At 42.2% G+C, this 17,054-nt stretch carries 17 protein-coding genes; 6 read left to right on the top strand and 11 right to left on the bottom strand.

What is annotated here, in order from left to right:
• Positions 1-60: 60 nt before the first annotated feature.
• On the top strand, positions 61-1,731 hold the full coding sequence (locus AC3ISE_RS02460; protein ID WP_489222911.1) for a glutamine--tRNA ligase/YqeY domain fusion protein: 1,671 nt from the start codon (positions 61-63) through the stop codon (positions 1,729-1,731).
• A 911-nt stretch (positions 1,732-2,642) separates the two neighbouring features.
• Here the strand turns inward: AC3ISE_RS02460 and nadE are convergent.
• The 11 genes from nadE to AC3ISE_RS02405 all read right to left on the bottom strand — a co-directional run bounded on the left by nadE (position 2,643) and on the right by AC3ISE_RS02405 (position 11,071).
• Positions 2,643-3,464 carry an NAD(+) synthase gene (gene nadE / locus AC3ISE_RS02455; protein ID WP_489222910.1) on the bottom strand — a complete coding sequence of 274 codons (822 nt, stop codon included), beginning with the start codon at positions 3,462-3,464 and terminating at the stop codon, positions 2,643-2,645.
• A gap of 12 nt (positions 3,465-3,476) precedes the next feature.
• Positions 3,477-4,091 carry a nicotinate (nicotinamide) nucleotide adenylyltransferase gene (gene nadD, locus AC3ISE_RS02450; RefSeq protein WP_133313267.1) on the bottom strand — a complete coding sequence of 205 codons (615 nt, stop codon included), beginning with the start codon at positions 4,089-4,091 and terminating at the stop codon, positions 3,477-3,479.
• Positions 4,092-4,118: 27 nt separating this feature from the next.
• The gene (locus AC3ISE_RS02445; RefSeq protein WP_489222909.1) at positions 4,119-5,591 is read right to left on the bottom strand and encodes a nicotinate phosphoribosyltransferase; all 1,473 of its coding nucleotides are present in this window, start codon (positions 5,589-5,591) and stop codon (positions 4,119-4,121) included.
• 19 nt (positions 5,592-5,610) lie between these two features.
• Positions 5,611-6,159 carry a cysteine hydrolase family protein gene (locus AC3ISE_RS02440; RefSeq protein ID WP_489222908.1) on the bottom strand — a complete coding sequence of 183 codons (549 nt, stop codon included), beginning with the start codon at positions 6,157-6,159 and terminating at the stop codon, positions 5,611-5,613.
• Between the two features lie 54 nt (positions 6,160-6,213).
• Entirely contained in the window at positions 6,214-6,987 is a 774-nt protein-coding gene (locus AC3ISE_RS02435; RefSeq protein WP_489222907.1) for an NUDIX hydrolase, read from the bottom strand.
• A gap of 217 nt (positions 6,988-7,204) precedes the next feature.
• Positions 7,205-7,675 carry an immunity protein YezG family protein gene (locus AC3ISE_RS02430; protein WP_489222906.1) on the bottom strand — a complete coding sequence of 157 codons (471 nt, stop codon included), beginning with the start codon at positions 7,673-7,675 and terminating at the stop codon, positions 7,205-7,207.
• Between the two features lie 13 nt (positions 7,676-7,688).
• A complete protein-coding gene (locus tag AC3ISE_RS02425; RefSeq protein WP_489222905.1) occupies positions 7,689-9,632 on the bottom strand; it encodes a T7SS effector LXG polymorphic toxin in 1,944 nt (647 codons plus the stop codon).
• Between the two features lie 12 nt (positions 9,633-9,644).
• A complete protein-coding gene (locus AC3ISE_RS02420; RefSeq protein ID WP_309193723.1) occupies positions 9,645-9,905 on the bottom strand; it encodes a YwqI/YxiC family protein in 261 nt (86 codons plus the stop codon).
• Positions 9,906-10,334 carry a YwqH-like family protein gene (locus tag AC3ISE_RS02415; protein ID WP_489222904.1) on the bottom strand — a complete coding sequence of 143 codons (429 nt, stop codon included), beginning with the start codon at positions 10,332-10,334 and terminating at the stop codon, positions 9,906-9,908. It abuts the gene before it with no gap.
• A gap of 141 nt (positions 10,335-10,475) precedes the next feature.
• Positions 10,476-10,706: an excisionase family DNA-binding protein gene (locus AC3ISE_RS02410; protein ID WP_070879744.1), complete on the bottom strand. Its 231-nt coding sequence runs from the start codon at positions 10,704-10,706 to the stop codon at positions 10,476-10,478.
• A gap of 74 nt (positions 10,707-10,780) precedes the next feature.
• Positions 10,781-11,071 (bottom strand): hypothetical protein, encoded by a 291-nt coding sequence (locus AC3ISE_RS02405; RefSeq protein WP_070879577.1) that lies wholly within the window; start codon positions 11,069-11,071, stop codon positions 10,781-10,783.
• A gap of 216 nt (positions 11,072-11,287) precedes the next feature.
• Here AC3ISE_RS02405 and AC3ISE_RS02400 point away from each other — a divergent pair, with 216 nt between their 5' ends.
• The 5 genes from AC3ISE_RS02400 to AC3ISE_RS02380 all read left to right on the top strand — a co-directional run bounded on the left by AC3ISE_RS02400 (position 11,288) and on the right by AC3ISE_RS02380 (position 16,932).
• Positions 11,288-12,250 carry a D-2-hydroxyacid dehydrogenase gene (locus AC3ISE_RS02400; protein WP_489222903.1) on the top strand — a complete coding sequence of 321 codons (963 nt, stop codon included), beginning with the start codon at positions 11,288-11,290 and terminating at the stop codon, positions 12,248-12,250.
• Positions 12,251-12,338: 88 nt separating this feature from the next.
• Positions 12,339-13,853 (top strand): UDP-N-acetylmuramoyl-L-alanyl-D-glutamate--2,6-diaminopimelate ligase, encoded by a 1,515-nt coding sequence (locus AC3ISE_RS02395; RefSeq protein WP_489222902.1) that lies wholly within the window; start codon positions 12,339-12,341, stop codon positions 13,851-13,853.
• Between the two features lie 122 nt (positions 13,854-13,975).
• Complete coding sequence (locus AC3ISE_RS02390; protein ID WP_191556524.1) at positions 13,976-14,350, top strand: hypothetical protein; 375 nt, start codon at positions 13,976-13,978, stop codon at positions 14,348-14,350.
• 115 nt (positions 14,351-14,465) lie between these two features.
• Positions 14,466-16,217 carry a LytS/YhcK type 5TM receptor domain-containing protein gene (locus AC3ISE_RS02385; RefSeq protein ID WP_489222901.1) on the top strand — a complete coding sequence of 584 codons (1,752 nt, stop codon included), beginning with the start codon at positions 14,466-14,468 and terminating at the stop codon, positions 16,215-16,217.
• The gene (locus AC3ISE_RS02380; RefSeq protein WP_489222900.1) at positions 16,204-16,932 is read left to right on the top strand and encodes a LytR/AlgR family response regulator transcription factor; all 729 of its coding nucleotides are present in this window, start codon (positions 16,204-16,206) and stop codon (positions 16,930-16,932) included. The genes AC3ISE_RS02385 and AC3ISE_RS02380 overlap by 14 nt, the downstream gene beginning before the upstream one ends.
• The last annotated feature ends 122 nt before the right edge of the window (positions 16,933-17,054 follow it).

Raw genomic sequence — 17,054 nt, 5'->3', positions numbered from 1 at the left:
AAAATGAACTGATGATTTATGGATATAATGAAGTTTACATAGAAGAAAGGACGATAAATATTGGAAAATAACTCGTCAAACTTTATCAAAAGCATCATTAAAGAGGACTTGGACAGCGGAAAGCATTCAACGGTCATCACCCGCTTCCCGCCTGAGCCGAATGGATACCTTCATATCGGCCATGCAAAATCAATCTTAATCAACTTCGAACTTGCCGATGACTTTGGCGGCAGAACCAATTTGCGTTTTGATGACACGAACCCTTTAAAAGAGGATCAGGAGTATGTAGACTCCATTAAAGAAGATGTGAAATGGCTCGGATACGTTTGGGATGAGCTTCATTTTGCATCAAACTACTTTGAGGAAATGTACAGCCGCGCTGTACTTTTAATCAAAAAAGGCAAAGCATACGTAGATGATCTGACTGCTGATGAAATCCGCGAATACCGCGGCACATTGACTCAGCCCGGAAAAGAAAGCCCGTACCGCAATCGTTCCGCTGAAGAAAACCTTGAGCTGTTCGATAAAATGCGCAAAGGCGAATTTGAAACAGGAAGCAAGGTGCTGCGGGCTAAAATCGACATGACGTCACCAAACCTGAATCTTCGCGATCCTGTTATTTACCGCGTATCACACGCGACTCATCATAATACTGGAGATACTTGGTGCATTTACCCGATGTATGATTTCGCCCATCCGATAGAAGATGCGATTGAAGGCGTGACTCATTCCATCTGTACAACAGAATTTGAGGATCATCGTCCTTTATACAACTGGGTTGTCGAAGAATGTGAAATGGAAAGCAAGCCTCAGCAAATTGAATTTGGCCGCTTAAATATCACGAACACCGTTATGAGCAAGCGCAAGCTGAAGCAGCTCGTTGACGAAGGCTTTGTAGACGGCTGGGATGACCCGCGCATGCCAACGGTATCAGGTCTTAGAAGAAAAGGATACACATCAGATGCCATCCGGAATTTTGTAAGAGAAACTGGTGTGTCTAAAGGATACGGAGCTGTTGACGAAGCCATGCTCGAGCACTTCGCAAGAGAAGATCTTAAGCTGAAAGCTCCTCGTACAATGGGTGTCCTTAAGCCGCTTAAAGTTGTGATTACGAACTATCCTGAAGGCGAATCAGAAATGCTTGATGCAGAGATCAATCCTGAAGTGCCTGAAATGGGCTCACGCCAAATCCCGTTCGGAAGAGAAATCTACATCGAACAGGACGATTTCATGGAAGATCCTCCGAAAAAATATTTCCGTCTCTTCCCTGGCAACGAGGTGCGCCTGAAGCATGCTTATTTCATTAAATGTGAAGAAGTCATCAAAGATGAAAACGGAAATGTCGTTGAATTGCACTGCACATACGACCCTGAAACGAAAAGCGGGTCAGGCTTTACAGGCCGCAAAGTAAAAGGCACCATTCACTGGGTTGATGCTGCAAATGCCGTTCCTGCAGAATTCCGTCTCTATCAGCCGCTTATTCTTGACGCAGACCTGGAAGCGGAGAAAAGCGAAGAGGAAGCAGAAGAAAAAACATTCCTTGATTACGTAAATGAACAATCCTTAGAAGTCGTTCAAGGTTTTGTAGAACCAAACATGAAGGACGTAAAAGGCCAGGACAAATTCCAATTCTTCAGACACGGGTATTTCAACGTGAATACGAAGAATTCAACACCTGAAAAAGCTGTTTACAACCGGATTGTTTCTCTAAAAAGCTCGTTCAAATTATAACAAACATAAAAAAGGCCTAAATTTCTTCGAAATTTAGGTCTTTTTTTAATGAAATATTCTCCAGCATTCGATTGACAATGATAAAAAGCTTGTCCAATACAGATGAATGACGTCGTCTGAACCGCTCTTTTTACAAATCCAGTCAAAGTCCAACCCGAACATTGCAGAGATTTGGATGGTTTTAATCTTATTTTTCCGCGGTATAAACGTACTAACAAAGAAAAATTAAGGATAAACAAAATAAATACTAAGCTGAAAGGAGGACGAAGAATCATGAAAATCAAGGCAGGCAGCTGGAGAATGCTGAGTGTACAGGAAAAACTATTTATTTTGCAGGCAGTGAGCTACAAAATGAAAAAATAAAAAAGTGTGGAGTCCCGGAACCCTTTATCAGCCAAATTCCGCAAACTTGCAGCCGATCATTCGAATTTTACAGCCGAAATCGAAAAACATTTCAAGAGGAATCAAACGGACGCTTTGATTCTACCAATTTGGTTTTGGCAGAGGAAAGTGGAATCTAACGCACCCTTTGTTTCCACCAATTTGAGTTTGGCAGAGGAAAGTGGAATCTAACGCACCCTTTGTTTCCACCAATTTGGGTTTGGCAGAGAAAAGTGGAATCTAACTCACCCTTTGTTTCCACCAATTTGGTTTTGGCGGAGGAAAGTGGAATCTAACTCACCCTTTGTTTCCACCAATTTGGGTTTGGCGGAGGAAAGTGGAATCTAACTCACGCTTTGTTTCCACCAATTTGGGTTTGGCAGAGGAAAGTGGAATCTAACGCACCCTTTGTTTCCACCAATTTGGGTTCGGCGGAGGAAAGTGGAATCTAACGCACGCTATGCTTCCACAATCCTCAATCATAGACAAATGTAAAAAGCAGCCGCAAAAATGACGGCTGCTTTCCTTATTTATTTCCACCATCCATCAAACTTGCTCGCAGGCAATTGGCGTTTATGCTCAGTCATTAAGTAGCGCTTTTCCACTTTAGAAGCGACTTCTTCTGACACTGATTTTCCTTCTAAGTAATCATCAAGCTCATCATAAGTAATACCCAGCTCGGTCTCATCAGCCTGCTGTGGTTTATCGTCAAGCAAGTCAGCAGTCGGAACCTTCAAGTATAATCTTTCTTCTGCTCCAAGCTCTTTCAGCACGCTTCTGCCCTGGCGCTTAGTCAGGCCAGCTAAAGGAAGCAGATCTGCTCCTCCGTCCCCATACTTCGTAAAGAACCCTGTGACAGCTTCTGCAGCATGATCTGTGCCGATGACAAGCAGTCCAGCCTGTCCTGCAATCGCATATTGTGTAATCATGCGTGTTCTTGCTTTCACATTCCCTTTGTTAAAATCGCTCAGCTCATCCTGAACGGCATCTGCATACTGCTTTTCAAAGGAATCAACCGTCGTTTTAATATCAAACGTGATCGATCGATCCGGCTTGATGAATTTCAGCGCCAGCTGCGCATCATCTTCATCATGCTGAACACCGTGAGGGAGGCGGACCGCAATGAACTTCGCATCGCTTTTGCCTTCACTGCGCAACTCTTCAACAGCAAGCTGTGCAAGACGGCCTGCCAATGTAGAATCCTGGCCGCCGCTGATGCCAAGAACAAATCCTTTTGCACCTGTTTTTTTCACATAGTCTTTTAAGAACTCAATGCGTTCTCTTATCTCAGCCTTCGGATCAATTTCAGGTTTAACATTTAAATCACTCATAATCTTCTCTTGCAAGCTCATCAAAAATTCCTCCTATTGATATAAAGAATGTTTTTTAATGTATTCATAACAAGCATCAGGCAGAAGGTAGCGCGGCTCCCCACCTTTTGAAAACTCGTCGCGGATGTATGTAGAGCTGATTTCCATCGCAAGCCCTTTATCAATCAAGTGAAAAGTTGAGCCGTCATCATGATTCCGTAAAATTGGGGACCGGGAAATCGTCCGAAGCATATCGATGCCTTCTCTGGCCATCACAATAAACTTATTGCTTGAAATCAGTTCCTGATCATATTTCCACTTGCCCTCTGCGATATCAACAAGCAGATCAGCACCCATAATAAAATAAATTTCATCATTCGGGTATTTCTTTTTAAAATGCTCCAGCGTGTAATACGTATAAACATTCCAGGCTTCCTGCTTAATTTCATGATCATCTGCCAGAAACTTATCATTCCCCTTAAGAGCAAGCTCAAGCATATTCCAGCGGTGCAGATCAGATGTCTTCATCAGTTTATCTTTCCGTTTGTTTGAACAAGGCAGAAAGATAATTTTATCCAGCCTGCAGCGATGTGCAACGGTGCTTGCCGTCCATAAATGAACATTTGTTATCGGATCAAACGACGAACCATAAATCCCTATCTTCCCCACTTGAACTTCTCTCCCATCGTCCCTCTTTTAGTTGTTTCCCTGTTCGATCATGTCTTTAACCTTTGATTTCACATCTTCGATATTTCGCATCTTGTTCTCCCAGCAGCGCTCGCTTAAATCGACCGGGTACTCTTCAGGGTGCATCGTCCGCTTATATTCATCCCATAGGACATTCATATTTTGAGCCGCATAGTCCTGGATCTCCTGGAGCTCAGGAAGGTTATAAACTAATTTTCCATCCACAAAAATATCACGGTGCAGTTCCTTCGCTTCAAAATTCGTTACAAACTTGCTGACGAACGTATGAACCGGATGGAACATTTTTAAACGCTCCTCTGCCTGCGGATTTTCATCCTCAAGCGCAATATAATCGCCCTCTGATTTTTTATTGACGGAATTAATGATGCGGTATACCTTTTTAATCCCCGGCGTCGTCACTTTTTCAGGATTTCCGCTGATTTTAATCGTATCCTTCATTTCCCCGTTTTCATTTTCAATGGATACTAATTTATAGACAGCACCAAGAGCAGCCTGATCATATGCAGTAATCAGCTTCGTACCGATTCCCCATGAATCAATTTGCGCACCCTGTGATTTTAAGTTGATAATCGTATTTTCGTCCAAATCGTTCGAAGCAATAATCTGCGTCTCAGTAAATCCGGCTTCATCCAGCATCTTTCTTGCTTTCTTTGACAGATAAGCAAGATCCCCGCTATCAAGGCGAATTCCTTTGAAGTTAATCTTGTCGCCAAGTTCTTTTGCCACTTTAATCGCTATCGGCACCCCTGATTTTAACGTATCATACGTATCGACAAGGAAAACACAATCTTTATGGCGTCGCGCGTACTTATGAAACGCAGTATATTCATCACGATAAGCCTGAACCAATGCATGAGCATGTGTGCCTGCAACAGGAATGCCGAACATTTTGCCTGCGCGGACGTTTGATGTAGCATCAAACCCGCCGATGTAAGCAGCTCTGGTTCCCCAAATTGCCGCATCCATTTCATGTGCTCTGCGTGTTCCGAACTCCATCGCACTCTGATTGCCTACTACATGCTTGATGCGTGACGCTTTCGTCGCAATCAATGTTTGATAGTTCACAATGTTAAGCAAAGCAGTTTCTATCAGCTGAGCTTCTGCCAGAGGCGCCTCGATGCGCAGGATCGGTTCATTTGCAAAAACAAGTTCTCCTTCAACCATTGAACGCACGTTTCCAGTAAAGCGAACCTCTTTTAAATACTCCAAATAATCTTCTCTATATCCTAATTCATCTCTTAAATACTCAATATCACTTTCTGTAAAGGAAAAACTCTGCAAGTACTCGACAATGCGTTCAAGACCGGCGAAAACCCCATAGCCATTGCTGAACGGCAGTTTTCTGAAAAAGACTTCAAACACTGCTTTCCGGTTGTGCATGTTATCTTCCCAGTACGTTTCTGCCATATTAATTTGGTAAAGATCCGTATGAAGCATTAAACTGTCGTCTGTGTATTTCATCAAAGGAACCTCCATCTGTCTATTCAACCCGTGCATTCAAGCTATTTTTAAAATGAGAAAGCGCCCATGCGTGGCCTTCAGGATTAAAACTTGCCACTGCTTTTTCATGAACAACCATTTTAAAGCCTTTATTAAAACCGTCAACTGCCGTATGCAGCACACAAATATCCGTACAAACCCCAACAAGATGGATTTCTGTAATGCCCCGTGCGCGGAGCTTCATTTCAAGATCTGTACCCGCAAACGCACTGTATCTTGTTTTATCCATCCATTGTACATGATTTTTCTCTTTATTCTGCTCATAAACATCTTCAAGCTTCCCAAAAAGTCTGCGGCCGGCTGTTCCTTCAATATTATGAGGCGGGAACAAAGCACTTTCAGGATGAAACTTATCGTTCTCGTAATGCATATCGATCGCAAAAACCACATAATCTCCTGCATCAATAAAAGCCTCCGTCAGCTGTACAATCTCATCCTCAATCGATTGCCCCGGCTTTCCGCAAGTAAGGGCTCCATCATCCGCTACAAAATCCACCGTATAGTCAATGTTAATTAACGCTCTTTTCATCAATGTCCACTCCCCTATAGTATTTAACACTTAATGAATTGTTAATTATCAAATCTAATAACGTGCCGTATAAATCGGTTTGACTACATCCATCTCGACAAACGTATAAAGCTGCGTCGGTTTTTTTGACGTCCTTGATGTCTTTCCCTCTGCCTCCTTGATAAATGGCAGCGTCTTAATTTTCCTTGAAAAAGACTGATCACTAGCAATGGCAGGATCATCTGTTACCGTCTTCAGCACCGCCTGCAGCTCCGAATAAGTAAAGAATTCAGGAAGAAAATTCTTTGCCACAGTCGTCTGCAAAAGGTCATTCGTAATCATTTTAATAGCATCTACAATGATGTCCCTGTGATCAAACGCAAGATCAAGCTTCAAAACATCGTTGATCGAGAAAAGCTCTACCTCTGCAGCATCATCCTGAGCTTTTCTAAGGGACAGCGAATGCTCAGGAACAATCGCATAGTGCGCATTCGAGATAATCCAGCCCCGCGGATCGCGTCCCGGCTTATCATACACGCCAAAGTGCTTCACATGAACACCGGAAACACTCGTCTCCTCTTCCAATTCCCGCTTAGCCGCCTCAAAAGCCGACTCATCATCCTGAACAAATCCGCCCGGAACCGCCCACTTGCTTGCCTCAATATTTGGATTCCCTTCAGCATCAAGCGCAGCACGCTGAATCAGCATCAGCTTCAAATCCATCAGCGGCGGCTTATACTCGCCATCGCTTTCAGACACAATCGTAAACACACAAATATCTGACGTGTACCCATCAGGAGTCCTGTATTTCTTAATATCGTATTTCTTAAGAGCTTCATCGTTTGACATGAATAACTGGCTCCTCAATTCGTTTTTAATTAACAAGTTGTTAATTGTTAATTTATTTATACCTTATTTTTTGAAGGGTGTCAATGAATTATGTGGGGAATTTTTGAAATGGTCTTTATTATATTTACGAAAAAAACCTTGAAAGGCATATGGCATTTCAAGGTTTTCAATCTAAAATTTTGTATTATGATCTAGAAACCGTATTCAATGAATTGAATCAAGAGTTCTCAGATACATATTTGTCTATTATCTTTTTAGGCCTATTTCCTTCTGTTATTAAACCCATGTTTTTATATTCCCAAATTATTTGCTGTTCATAAGAATCCGCTTCTGATAAATCATCATAGTTGTAATCAATATCGAATTCACCCGTATGCTCAAGTTTAAATGTCAGATTGGTCCATTTTTCTTGGTTTTGTTCTCCGAATTCTTCCCATAAATATGTGAAACAATCATATAATTCATCTTCTAAATCCTCATACTTCTGTTCTTCTACGTCAAATTTTTTCACGATATCTAGATTATAAACAGGCACATCTTCCTCGATAGGGAAGTAATAATAATAAACTTGTCTTGAATCTTCACTTACTTCTGCATATAAATATATTTTCTTCCAAGGTTCTGGAATCATTTCATTTAGTATATTTGCAGCTTTCAGGTATATTTCTTCCATACCTTTAGTTTCCATTTTATTTACCTCCTCATGGGTTGCTTAATCGTATCCTTATTTCTTTACCATCTACTGTATATTTTACTACGAATTCTCTTGGCCTTAAAGAATCTCCTCTATATTTTGGAGTAATATCAACGTAAACTTCCTGACCTTCCCTTAAAGCATTTCTCCACTCTATTTCTAGTTTTTTATAGGAACCTTGATTTACTAATTTCCCGTTCATAGGAACGATGTTATCAACTAATCCTGATCCACCAAAAATATGAGCAATCAAATGACCGCCATGATCATTTTGTTTACGGTCTTTACCTCCGCTTTTTACCTGGTGAGTACTATTTCTTTTTCCTTCACCTAATTGTAATTTTCCTTTTGCATTATTAATTCTTCCTACACTATCTGTTGAATAATCATACCCATTAGATATATATTTTATATTAGGCTTTAACTTGTATTCACTTTTAATAATATGGTCCTGTTCTAACGTTTTTTGACTTATATCCTTACCTTCCAATCTACCAGAACTACTCATCTGCATAACATCCCGAACTGACTTCGTCTCCACATGAACCTGCTTCACACCAAACCCTGTGTTCGTTCTCATTTCTTGAACAGTGACCTTGACAGGTACTGGTAAATCACCAATTCTACTTCCAATAGTTTTTAGCGTGTGCTGCGCAACTGCAAGTTTTTCCTGTACATACTTATTGCTGTATGGAGGCTTAGTAGTTGGAACTTTTCTCGCAGCCAACCGATCAATTCCATAGCCTGCTCCCGCAACTCCCAAGATAGCAAAAGCATTAAACAGACTCTGGTTGCGCTGTTCTTCTGTCAGCTGATTCCCAAACATATCTTTACCGGTCACAGCCTCACCCAGCCCATTAGCCGACACCAGCCCATAAATCCCCATCTCCGTCTTCTGCAGCGTGCTAAATGATTTAGAGGTTTTATATGCATCAAGCGCATGGTCTGCCGCATTATAGGCTTTAATCGTTTTATAGATCGCGCTTCCGCCTTTGGCAGCCCGGCCTGCCCAGCCGACGACCGGGATGAAGCCGGCTGCTGCCATGGCTCCGGCTGCGATGCGCTGGGCATCCGTGAGCTTTTCTCCTGTGACGGGGTCGACGCCTTCTGTGGCTCGTTTGTAGTCATAGTAGCCGGATACTTCGCCGGTGAAGGTTTTGGTGGTGTCCCATAGTTTTTCGTACCATGGGCGGTTTTCGAGTTCCTCGGCAATTTTTGCTTGTTTTCTTGCTTCTGTTTGATCGTTCTTGAAGGATAGATATTCTTTGGAGCTGTTTTCGATGTCCTTTTTCATTTTGTAGATTTCGCTGTTTTGATAGGCTTTTGCATCGAAGTTGATGGGTATGATGGTGCTGCCCTGTCTTGAGGACTCGAGCAGCTGACCGAACAGGCCGACCAGGTAGCTTTGATCGTTTTCTGAGATGGCGTATTCTTCTGTCAGCGCCTGATCTAGCTGATTAACGGCGTCTATCGTTTGGGTGCGTTCTTTTTCAGCTTTTGCCATGTGGTCTTCGAATGTGTCGGTTGAAAAAACATGCAGCGGGACAAGATCATCTATACTGCGAAAGATGGACTGCAGAGCATCCTGCTGGCTGTGGACCATTTCCTTCGCACGATTTTGAGCACGCGGCACATTTTCTTCTATAAAGGACATTTGGACAAAGGTATCGCCTGAGAGCTTCGCATCTTCCGCATCACCGGGAATTCCTTTGAAAAAAGCGATGTTTTTATCAATGAGTCTCATCCAGGCTTCCACGACATCAACTTGTGCAGAATAAAAGCCTTTTATTGCTTCTGCCCCTTTTCCCTGGAATTCATCACCAGAGTTGACGATATCTAAAAACTGTTTTTTCAGCTGATTCAGCTGTTCCTTCAGCTCTTCGTATTGCTTAGCTCTCTTTTCCATTGCCGACACTAGCGTTTTTGCTTCGTAAACTTTAATCGCTGCCACCTCCCTTTTGTCCTATCTGTGGACAATCGCTTCATCTTGTTCTTTCAATGAATCCACATTTGCACGCGTATCTTCTACATTTTTCTGAACAATCGTTACGTACTGCGAGACAAATTGATGAATCATTTCCTCCCGCTCCTGCCATTTCTCTGTGAAGTCAAGCTTGTTTTGGCCGGCATCTTCTGGTCCGTCTAAAACTAAGGCATCCAATGCCCGTTTAATTTCATCCAGCTGCTTCATCATCTCGGCATGATTCAGTTTAATTTGGGTCATTTAAAACAACCGCCTTTTTAAATCGTCTATTCTGTTTCCAAGCTCTTCAAATGCATCCTCACCAACGGCCAGCAGTTTGTCTGCTTCATGTGCAAGCCCGCTTACTGCATTTAAAAACGTTCTGTCGATTTCAAGAGAGTTAATTTTCCACTGAATTCTCTGCTTATAAGCATCATAATCTTCATCTGCAATAATACGCATCACTTTATAAGCTTCATTGCGATCATCATGAAAGTTATCCGCTCTTGACCCTTTCCATAAATGATCAAGCTCGGGATCAAGAATCTTGCGCATCTCATTCATGCATTCCGTCTGTTCATGTTCAATCTGCTGTTTAGCACGCTGAAGTCTATTAATCTGGTCGTTCAATTCAGAAGATTGATAGGATATCGCACCATGAATCTGATTCAGCATTTCCGAAAAACCCATTTTGATCACCTCTGACCTAATTTAATTTCCATATTTTATAGTATAAGGTAGATAGTAGCACGATTGAATAGGACCATTGGCTTCAATTTGACAGCAGTCCCCTTTTTTCTTACAAAAAAGAAGTGCAGAGTGTGCACTTCTTTAATCTTCATCTTTGATGTCAATGTCTTCCGGGATCGGTTTGCTCAGCCACTCTTCCAGCTGTTCTTTGTATTTTTCCATCTGTTCCAAATGTGTCGTAAACTGCTCTTTGTTGATCAAATACTGCTCTCCGTCATGAACTGCTCTGATTTGCTTCTGCAAAATCAGATTTTCAATATACGCTTCCGGCATGGACAAATGCTCGGCTGTTTCTTTAACTGTAAGATACATGTTCGATTCTCGCTTTCCCTGCATAATTGGTATCCATTATTATAGTTGTATTATGCAATAAAGGAAAGCCGCATTCATTTAGCACGGCAAATTCGGTTTAATGCTCCGCTCTCGTGATCGACAGAAAAATAAAAATCCGGCCAGGACTCTGATTGATGATTTTCCATCCCGCAAACAACTGCTACATCAGCGTTGAGATGCGATGACAAGTAGAGGAAGGAATAGCCATTTGGACATCTTACATGAAATAACTGATTGCCTTCCACGTCATAGCCAATCAGAAACTGCGGGTTATTCTCGTGATCACCCGCTAAAGCCAGAACCCTGCTGACACTTGGATAAAAACGCTCTTGGAGTATCTTCATTGTTTTGAAAATCACCTCATTATCTATTAGTTCGGTCCGAAACTAGGAAATTTTCCCTCCTAACTCTTTACCCAATTTTCAAGCGGAAAAACTATATTTTTTTAAAAATCAGACAGAAAGAAATGTATATAGTCCCCTTAAAAACTTCCCATGCATAGCCAAACCGAATTTTCTGATAATATTAACTTCATACGAACATTACTGGGAGGATTAATCATGACTAAAAGAAAACTTGTCATCACACAGGACCTTACTCAAAAACACATCAATGAAATGACATCTATTATCCCTGACTGGGAGGTAGTAGCAGGAAGAGACAAATCCGTCTGGCAGGATCACCTTAAGGATGCCGAAGTGATTGCCGGGTGGAAAAAAGGGATGGAAGAAGATTGCCTTGCAGCGGACTCAAAGATTAAATGGGTCCAGTCCTGGAGTGCTGGAGTCAATAATATGCCACTCCAAGCTCTTAAAGAGAAAGAGATTCTCTTAACCAGCGCAAACGGTGTGCACGCTTTCCCAATCTCAGAAACGATTTTCGCCCTCATGCTCGGGCTGACTCGAAAAATACATACGTATGTTAAAAACCAGGCCGAACGGAAGTGGCATCATGCTGATATGAAGCTCGAGATTCATGAAAAAACGATTGGCATTATTGGAGTAGGAGCGATTGGTCAGGAAACAGCTAAGATCGCTAAAGCGTTTGGCATGAACGTGATTGGTGTGCGCCATTCGGGCAAGCCTGCAGAGTTTGTGGATAAAATGTATACAAGTGACAAGCTGGATCATGTCCTTCCTCAGTGTGATTATGTCGTCGTAACATTGCCGCTTACAAAAGATACTCATCATCTTTTCAAATACGAGCAGTTTAAAAAAATGAAGTCCTCTGCCTTCTTTATTAATATTGGCAGAGGCGAGACTGTGGCTGAGGAAGATCTCATACTAGCGCTTCAGGAAAAAGAAATTGCAGGAGCAGGCCTTGATGTGTTTGAACAGGAGCCTCTTGGGGAAAAGAGTCTCTTGTGGGAGTTTGAAAATGTAATTATTACCCCGCATACATCCGGTTCAACAGAATACTATAACGAGCGCCTTGCAGAAACCATTCTGATTCCTAATCTGAAGCAGTATCTAACGGGAGACACCCCTTCCATCAACTTAGTCGATTATAAAAAAGGATACTGATTGTTATAAAATTTTAGTATAGGAAGAGCGCTTGTATTGGAAAATATAAAGACTAATACAAATCCAGAATTATAAATGAGGAACACGAATGATTATACAATTTGATCAACTAGAAAATCTTACTCTTCAGCATATTTTCGGACAAGCCTCTCAAAACATAACAAGCCTTGCTTTTCATTCAAAACAGGTCAAGCCCGGCGCCCTTTTTTTCAGCATGAAAGGCGAGGAGCATGACGGTCATCAGTATATTGATGAAGCACTGGCGAACGGAGCTGCTGCCGTTATTGGAACGAGCTTTGAAAAGCTCGGGCAGCTGAGCCGCGACTATCCTGATCATACTTTCATTCTTGCAGAAGACGTTAGAGAAACAATGGCTCTTTTTGCAAAGAGGTTTCATAATCATTCTGATGAAAAACTTAAAACCATAGGGGTCACAGGGACCAATGGAAAAACGACTGTTGCGGCGTATGTGCGCTCTCTTTTGACGCTGTTAGATCTTCCAGCCGGTTCAATCGGAACAACTGGAATTTGGGCGTCTACACATAAGCTTTCATATAAAAAGAGTACACCGACAACTCCTGAATCCACCGATCTTCATCAAATCTTTCATGATTTGGCGGAGCTTGGCGATCAAGCAGCTGTGATGGAGGTTTCCTCCATCGCAACAGACCAAAAACGAGTGCACGGCATCGAATTTGATGCAGCCATTCTTACTAACTTTTCTGAAGAACACCTTGAATATCATAAAACGATTGATCATTATAAAAAATGCAAACTTGCTCTCTTTGACCAGGCAAAATCTGCTGTTATTAATCTTGATGACATGGATATGGGGCTAGAGCTTGCACAAACATACAGCGGCAAAAAAATTACCTATAGCTTGTCTCCGGTAAGCGGGGCTGATATCAGTGCTGATAACATTCAATTTTCTGATATAGGAACTACTTTTGATCTTTCTTATAATGGGAAGATTCATAAGGCAACAGCACCTATTTTTGGAACCTATAATATTGCCAACACGCTTGCTGCAATTGGAACTGCCCTTTTATTCAATTACAGAATGGAAGATATTCTGCGCGTCCTGCCGATGCTTGAGAGCCCAGAAGGACGATTCCAGGTTATTACCGGGCCGGACAACAAGAAAATCATTCTGGATTATGCCCACACACCTGTTGCTCTTACCCGTCTGGTGGAAGAAGTCAAAAAAATGGAATACAACCGTCTGATTGTCATGATTGCAGGAATCGGCATCCGCGACTTTAATAAAATGCCAAAGATGGCCGCAGCCATTGAAGGACATGCAGACGAAGTCATTGTAACGGTAGACCATCCGGGACATCATGATCCTCAAATCATCATTGATCAAGTGATGAAAGGATTTTCGCAGCCGAAAGCGCCAAACATCAAAGCAGCCCTCACTCGTAAAGAAGGAGTCATCGCTTCTCTGGCAGCAGGTGAACCAGATGACATCATCCTCCTTACTAGCGGCTGCATAAATGGAGCGCAAATTGTAAAAGGCAAAGAAATTCCTCATTCAGACGAGGAAATTATCGAATCTCATTACCAATCCTATTATCATGACTGCCATGAGCTTGAAGCATAAAGCTCATGGCTTTTTGCTGCTTCCAGAAATATTTTTAGGCTGTCTATAGGCATCTGCCCTGCCACTCCTCATCTTGTTACATAGGCTATTTAAGTAACATGACACAAAGGAGTGAAGCCCACATGAACCCATATCAGTTTTATCAAGGTTATGTCCCTCAGCAAACAGACTATTATATGAATTATCAATACAACCCTTATCAGCCGCAGCAAGTGCAGGACCAATTCGATCCAGATCGTCAGCCGCAACAATTTCAGTCGCTTGAAAGAAGAATCAATGCTTTAGAAAGACAAAACGAGCAGCAATCACGTGAGATTAATCGACAAAACCAGGAAATCAGAAATCTTAGAAGAGAGCTTAACCAGACAAATCAAGAAGTGACTCGTCTTAATCAGGTCGTCGAGCGTCACACAAGACGTCTGAACCGCTTAAACCAGCGCCTTCGTGCAGTCGAAAACAGACTAAACATTCCGTTTACAGCTGAAGACGGGTTTTAACATCCAAAGCAGCCTTTTCGCTGCTTTTTTGTGTGCCAAAAACCCTCTGCTTTGTAAAAAGCCGGCATTCCATTAGAATAAGAACATATTCTTTTATCCAAAAAGGAGCAGATGTATGTTTGAACTGCTGATTACAATGCTCGAACGGCTCAGTATTATTGTAACGATCGCATTTATTCTGACGAGATTCCGCTTTTTCAGAAGCATGATCTATCAGGACCAGTTAAACCGCAGCCAGCAGTATACAGCCATTCTTTTCTTTGGCTTTTTCGGAATCATCGGCACATATTCTGGCTTATCACTGAGCACAGAAACACTCGAGTTTAACCGGTGGGCTTCAGGGCTTGCCTCTGATGAAGCCATTGCTAATTCGAGAGTCATCGGTGTCGTGCTTGCCGGGCTTTTAGGCGGCTATAAGGTCGGCATAGGAGCAGGGCTGATTGCAGGGATCCATCGCTTTACCCTTGGAGGATTTACCGCGCTTTCTTGTGGACTTGCTTCTATTATTGCTGGAGTTTTGGCAGGGGCTTTCTTTAAAAAGAATGCTCAGGTTAAGCTTTCTTCCGCTTTTCTTATAGGGGCTTTAGCTGAAACTATTCAAATGGCGGTCATTCTGCTCGTATCACGGCCGTTTGAAAAAGCACTCGTGCTTGTCGAAATGATAGGCCTGCCAATGATTCTTGCAAACGGCCTCGGTTCTGCTCTATTTCTGCTCATCATAAAAAATGTAGTGAATGAAGAAGAAAAAGCCGGTGCCCTGCAGGCTCAAAAAACACTGCGAATCGCCGATCAAACACTCGCCTATCTTCGGGGCGGCATGAATACGCAATCGGCTCAGGCAGTTTGCCAAATTCTGCATAAGGAAATTAAGACAAGCGCTGTTGCGATGACAAGTAAAACCGAAATTCTGGCTCATGTCGGGCTCGGAAATGATCATCACCGTGTGAACAGCCCAATTCAAACTCAAATTACAAAAGATGTGATTCGCAACGGTGATCTGATTATTGCCAGTGACAGAACCATTCATTGCAGAGAAGCATCGTGTCCCCTAGGTGCTGCAGTAATCGCACCGCTTAAGCAGCGAGGGAAAACGATTGGCACGATGAAATTTTATTTTGAATCAAAAAAAGAAATTACGGATATTGTCATGGAGCTGATTACCGGCCTCAGCAGCCTGCTCAGCAATCAGCTTGAAATCGCTGAAGCGGATAAAGCCTATCAGCTTGCTAAAGAAGCTGAAATCAAGGCACTTCAAGCCCAAATCAGTCCTCACTTTCTTTTTAATTCATTAAACACGATTGTCTCTTTGATCCGGATAGATCCTGCAAAAGCAAGAAAGCTTCTTGTCTCTCTGTCACATTTTTTAAGATCCAACCTTAACGCTACCACCAGTGACATGACCACACTTGAGCAGGAGCTAAAGCATATAAAAGCTTACCTTGCGATTGAGGAAACGCGTTTTGTTGACAAGCTGTCGGTTCATTATGAAATCGATGATGATGCACTCTTTGTAAGAATCCCGCCTTTGAGCCTGCAGCCCATTGTGGAAAATGCGGTCAAGCATGGCATTAAGGATAAGGAAGAAAACTGTGTGATTACCATTTCCGTTCATAGAAAAGATGGAAAAACCTGCGTAAACGTAAAAGATAATGGACATGGAATGAATACAGAACGGGCCAGACAGATTGGGAAAGAAACCGTGCAATCTGCAAATGGATCAGGTCTTGGACTGTATAACGTCAACCGCAGATTAACCATGATGTTCGGCAGCAATTCTTCCGTTCAAGTGAAAAGTGTGTCAGGTCATGGGACTGAAATTTTTTTTACAATTCCGAATACGGAGGAAAAAACGAATGGAGACAATTAAAATCGTCATTGCGGATGATGAACGGTACAGCCGCGATGAATTAAAACATTTATTAAGTGAATTTTCATCGATCCAAATCATTGGAGAAGCAGATACAGGTGAAGCTGCCGTCATGAAAACACTTCAGCTTCAGCCTGACGTCGTTTTTTTAGACGTTGAAATGCCCAAAATGAACGGCATGGAAGCGGCGAAATCACTGATGGAATTAAAGAAAGTCCCACTGATCGTGTTTGCAACAGCCTATCCTCAATTTGCGGCAGAAGCCTTCAGATACGAAGCAATCGATTATCTGCTGAAACCCTATGATGAAGAGCAGCTAAAGCAAACTGTGCAGAGAATGGAAAAATTGCTGATTCAGGCCAAGAGTTCAGAGAAAAGTATAATACCCGGGAAGCTTGCCGTAGAGGTTGAAGGAGAAATCATCTACCTGGAACCAAAGGATATTTTATATATGTACCGTGATGATAAAGTTACTAAAATCATCACAAGGACAAAAAGCTTCGATACAAAAACACCATTAAAAGACTTAGAATCCCGTTTAGGCCCATACTGTTTCTTTCGAATCCACAAAAGCTACCTTGTCAATTTGGATTATGTGGCAAAGCTCACTCCGTGGTTCAATGGGGCCTATCAGCTTGAACTGGAAGGAACCGAGGAGATGCTTTCTGTCAGCAGGAATTATGTGAAGTCGCTGCGGGAGCGGCTGGAGATATAATGGTTTTTGAGAAAGCATGGAAAACGCCTGCTTTCTTTTTTTGCATTTAAATCCTTCTTTTCGGCATCTTACCCCTCTATTTCTACATCTTGTACACAAAACGTCCATAACTTCCTGTAGTC

The organism is Metabacillus sp. KH_069 (assembly GCF_057838075.1).
The sequence above is the reverse complement of the archived record's forward strand: the minus strand, read 5'-3'. Positions and strand labels throughout refer to the sequence as shown.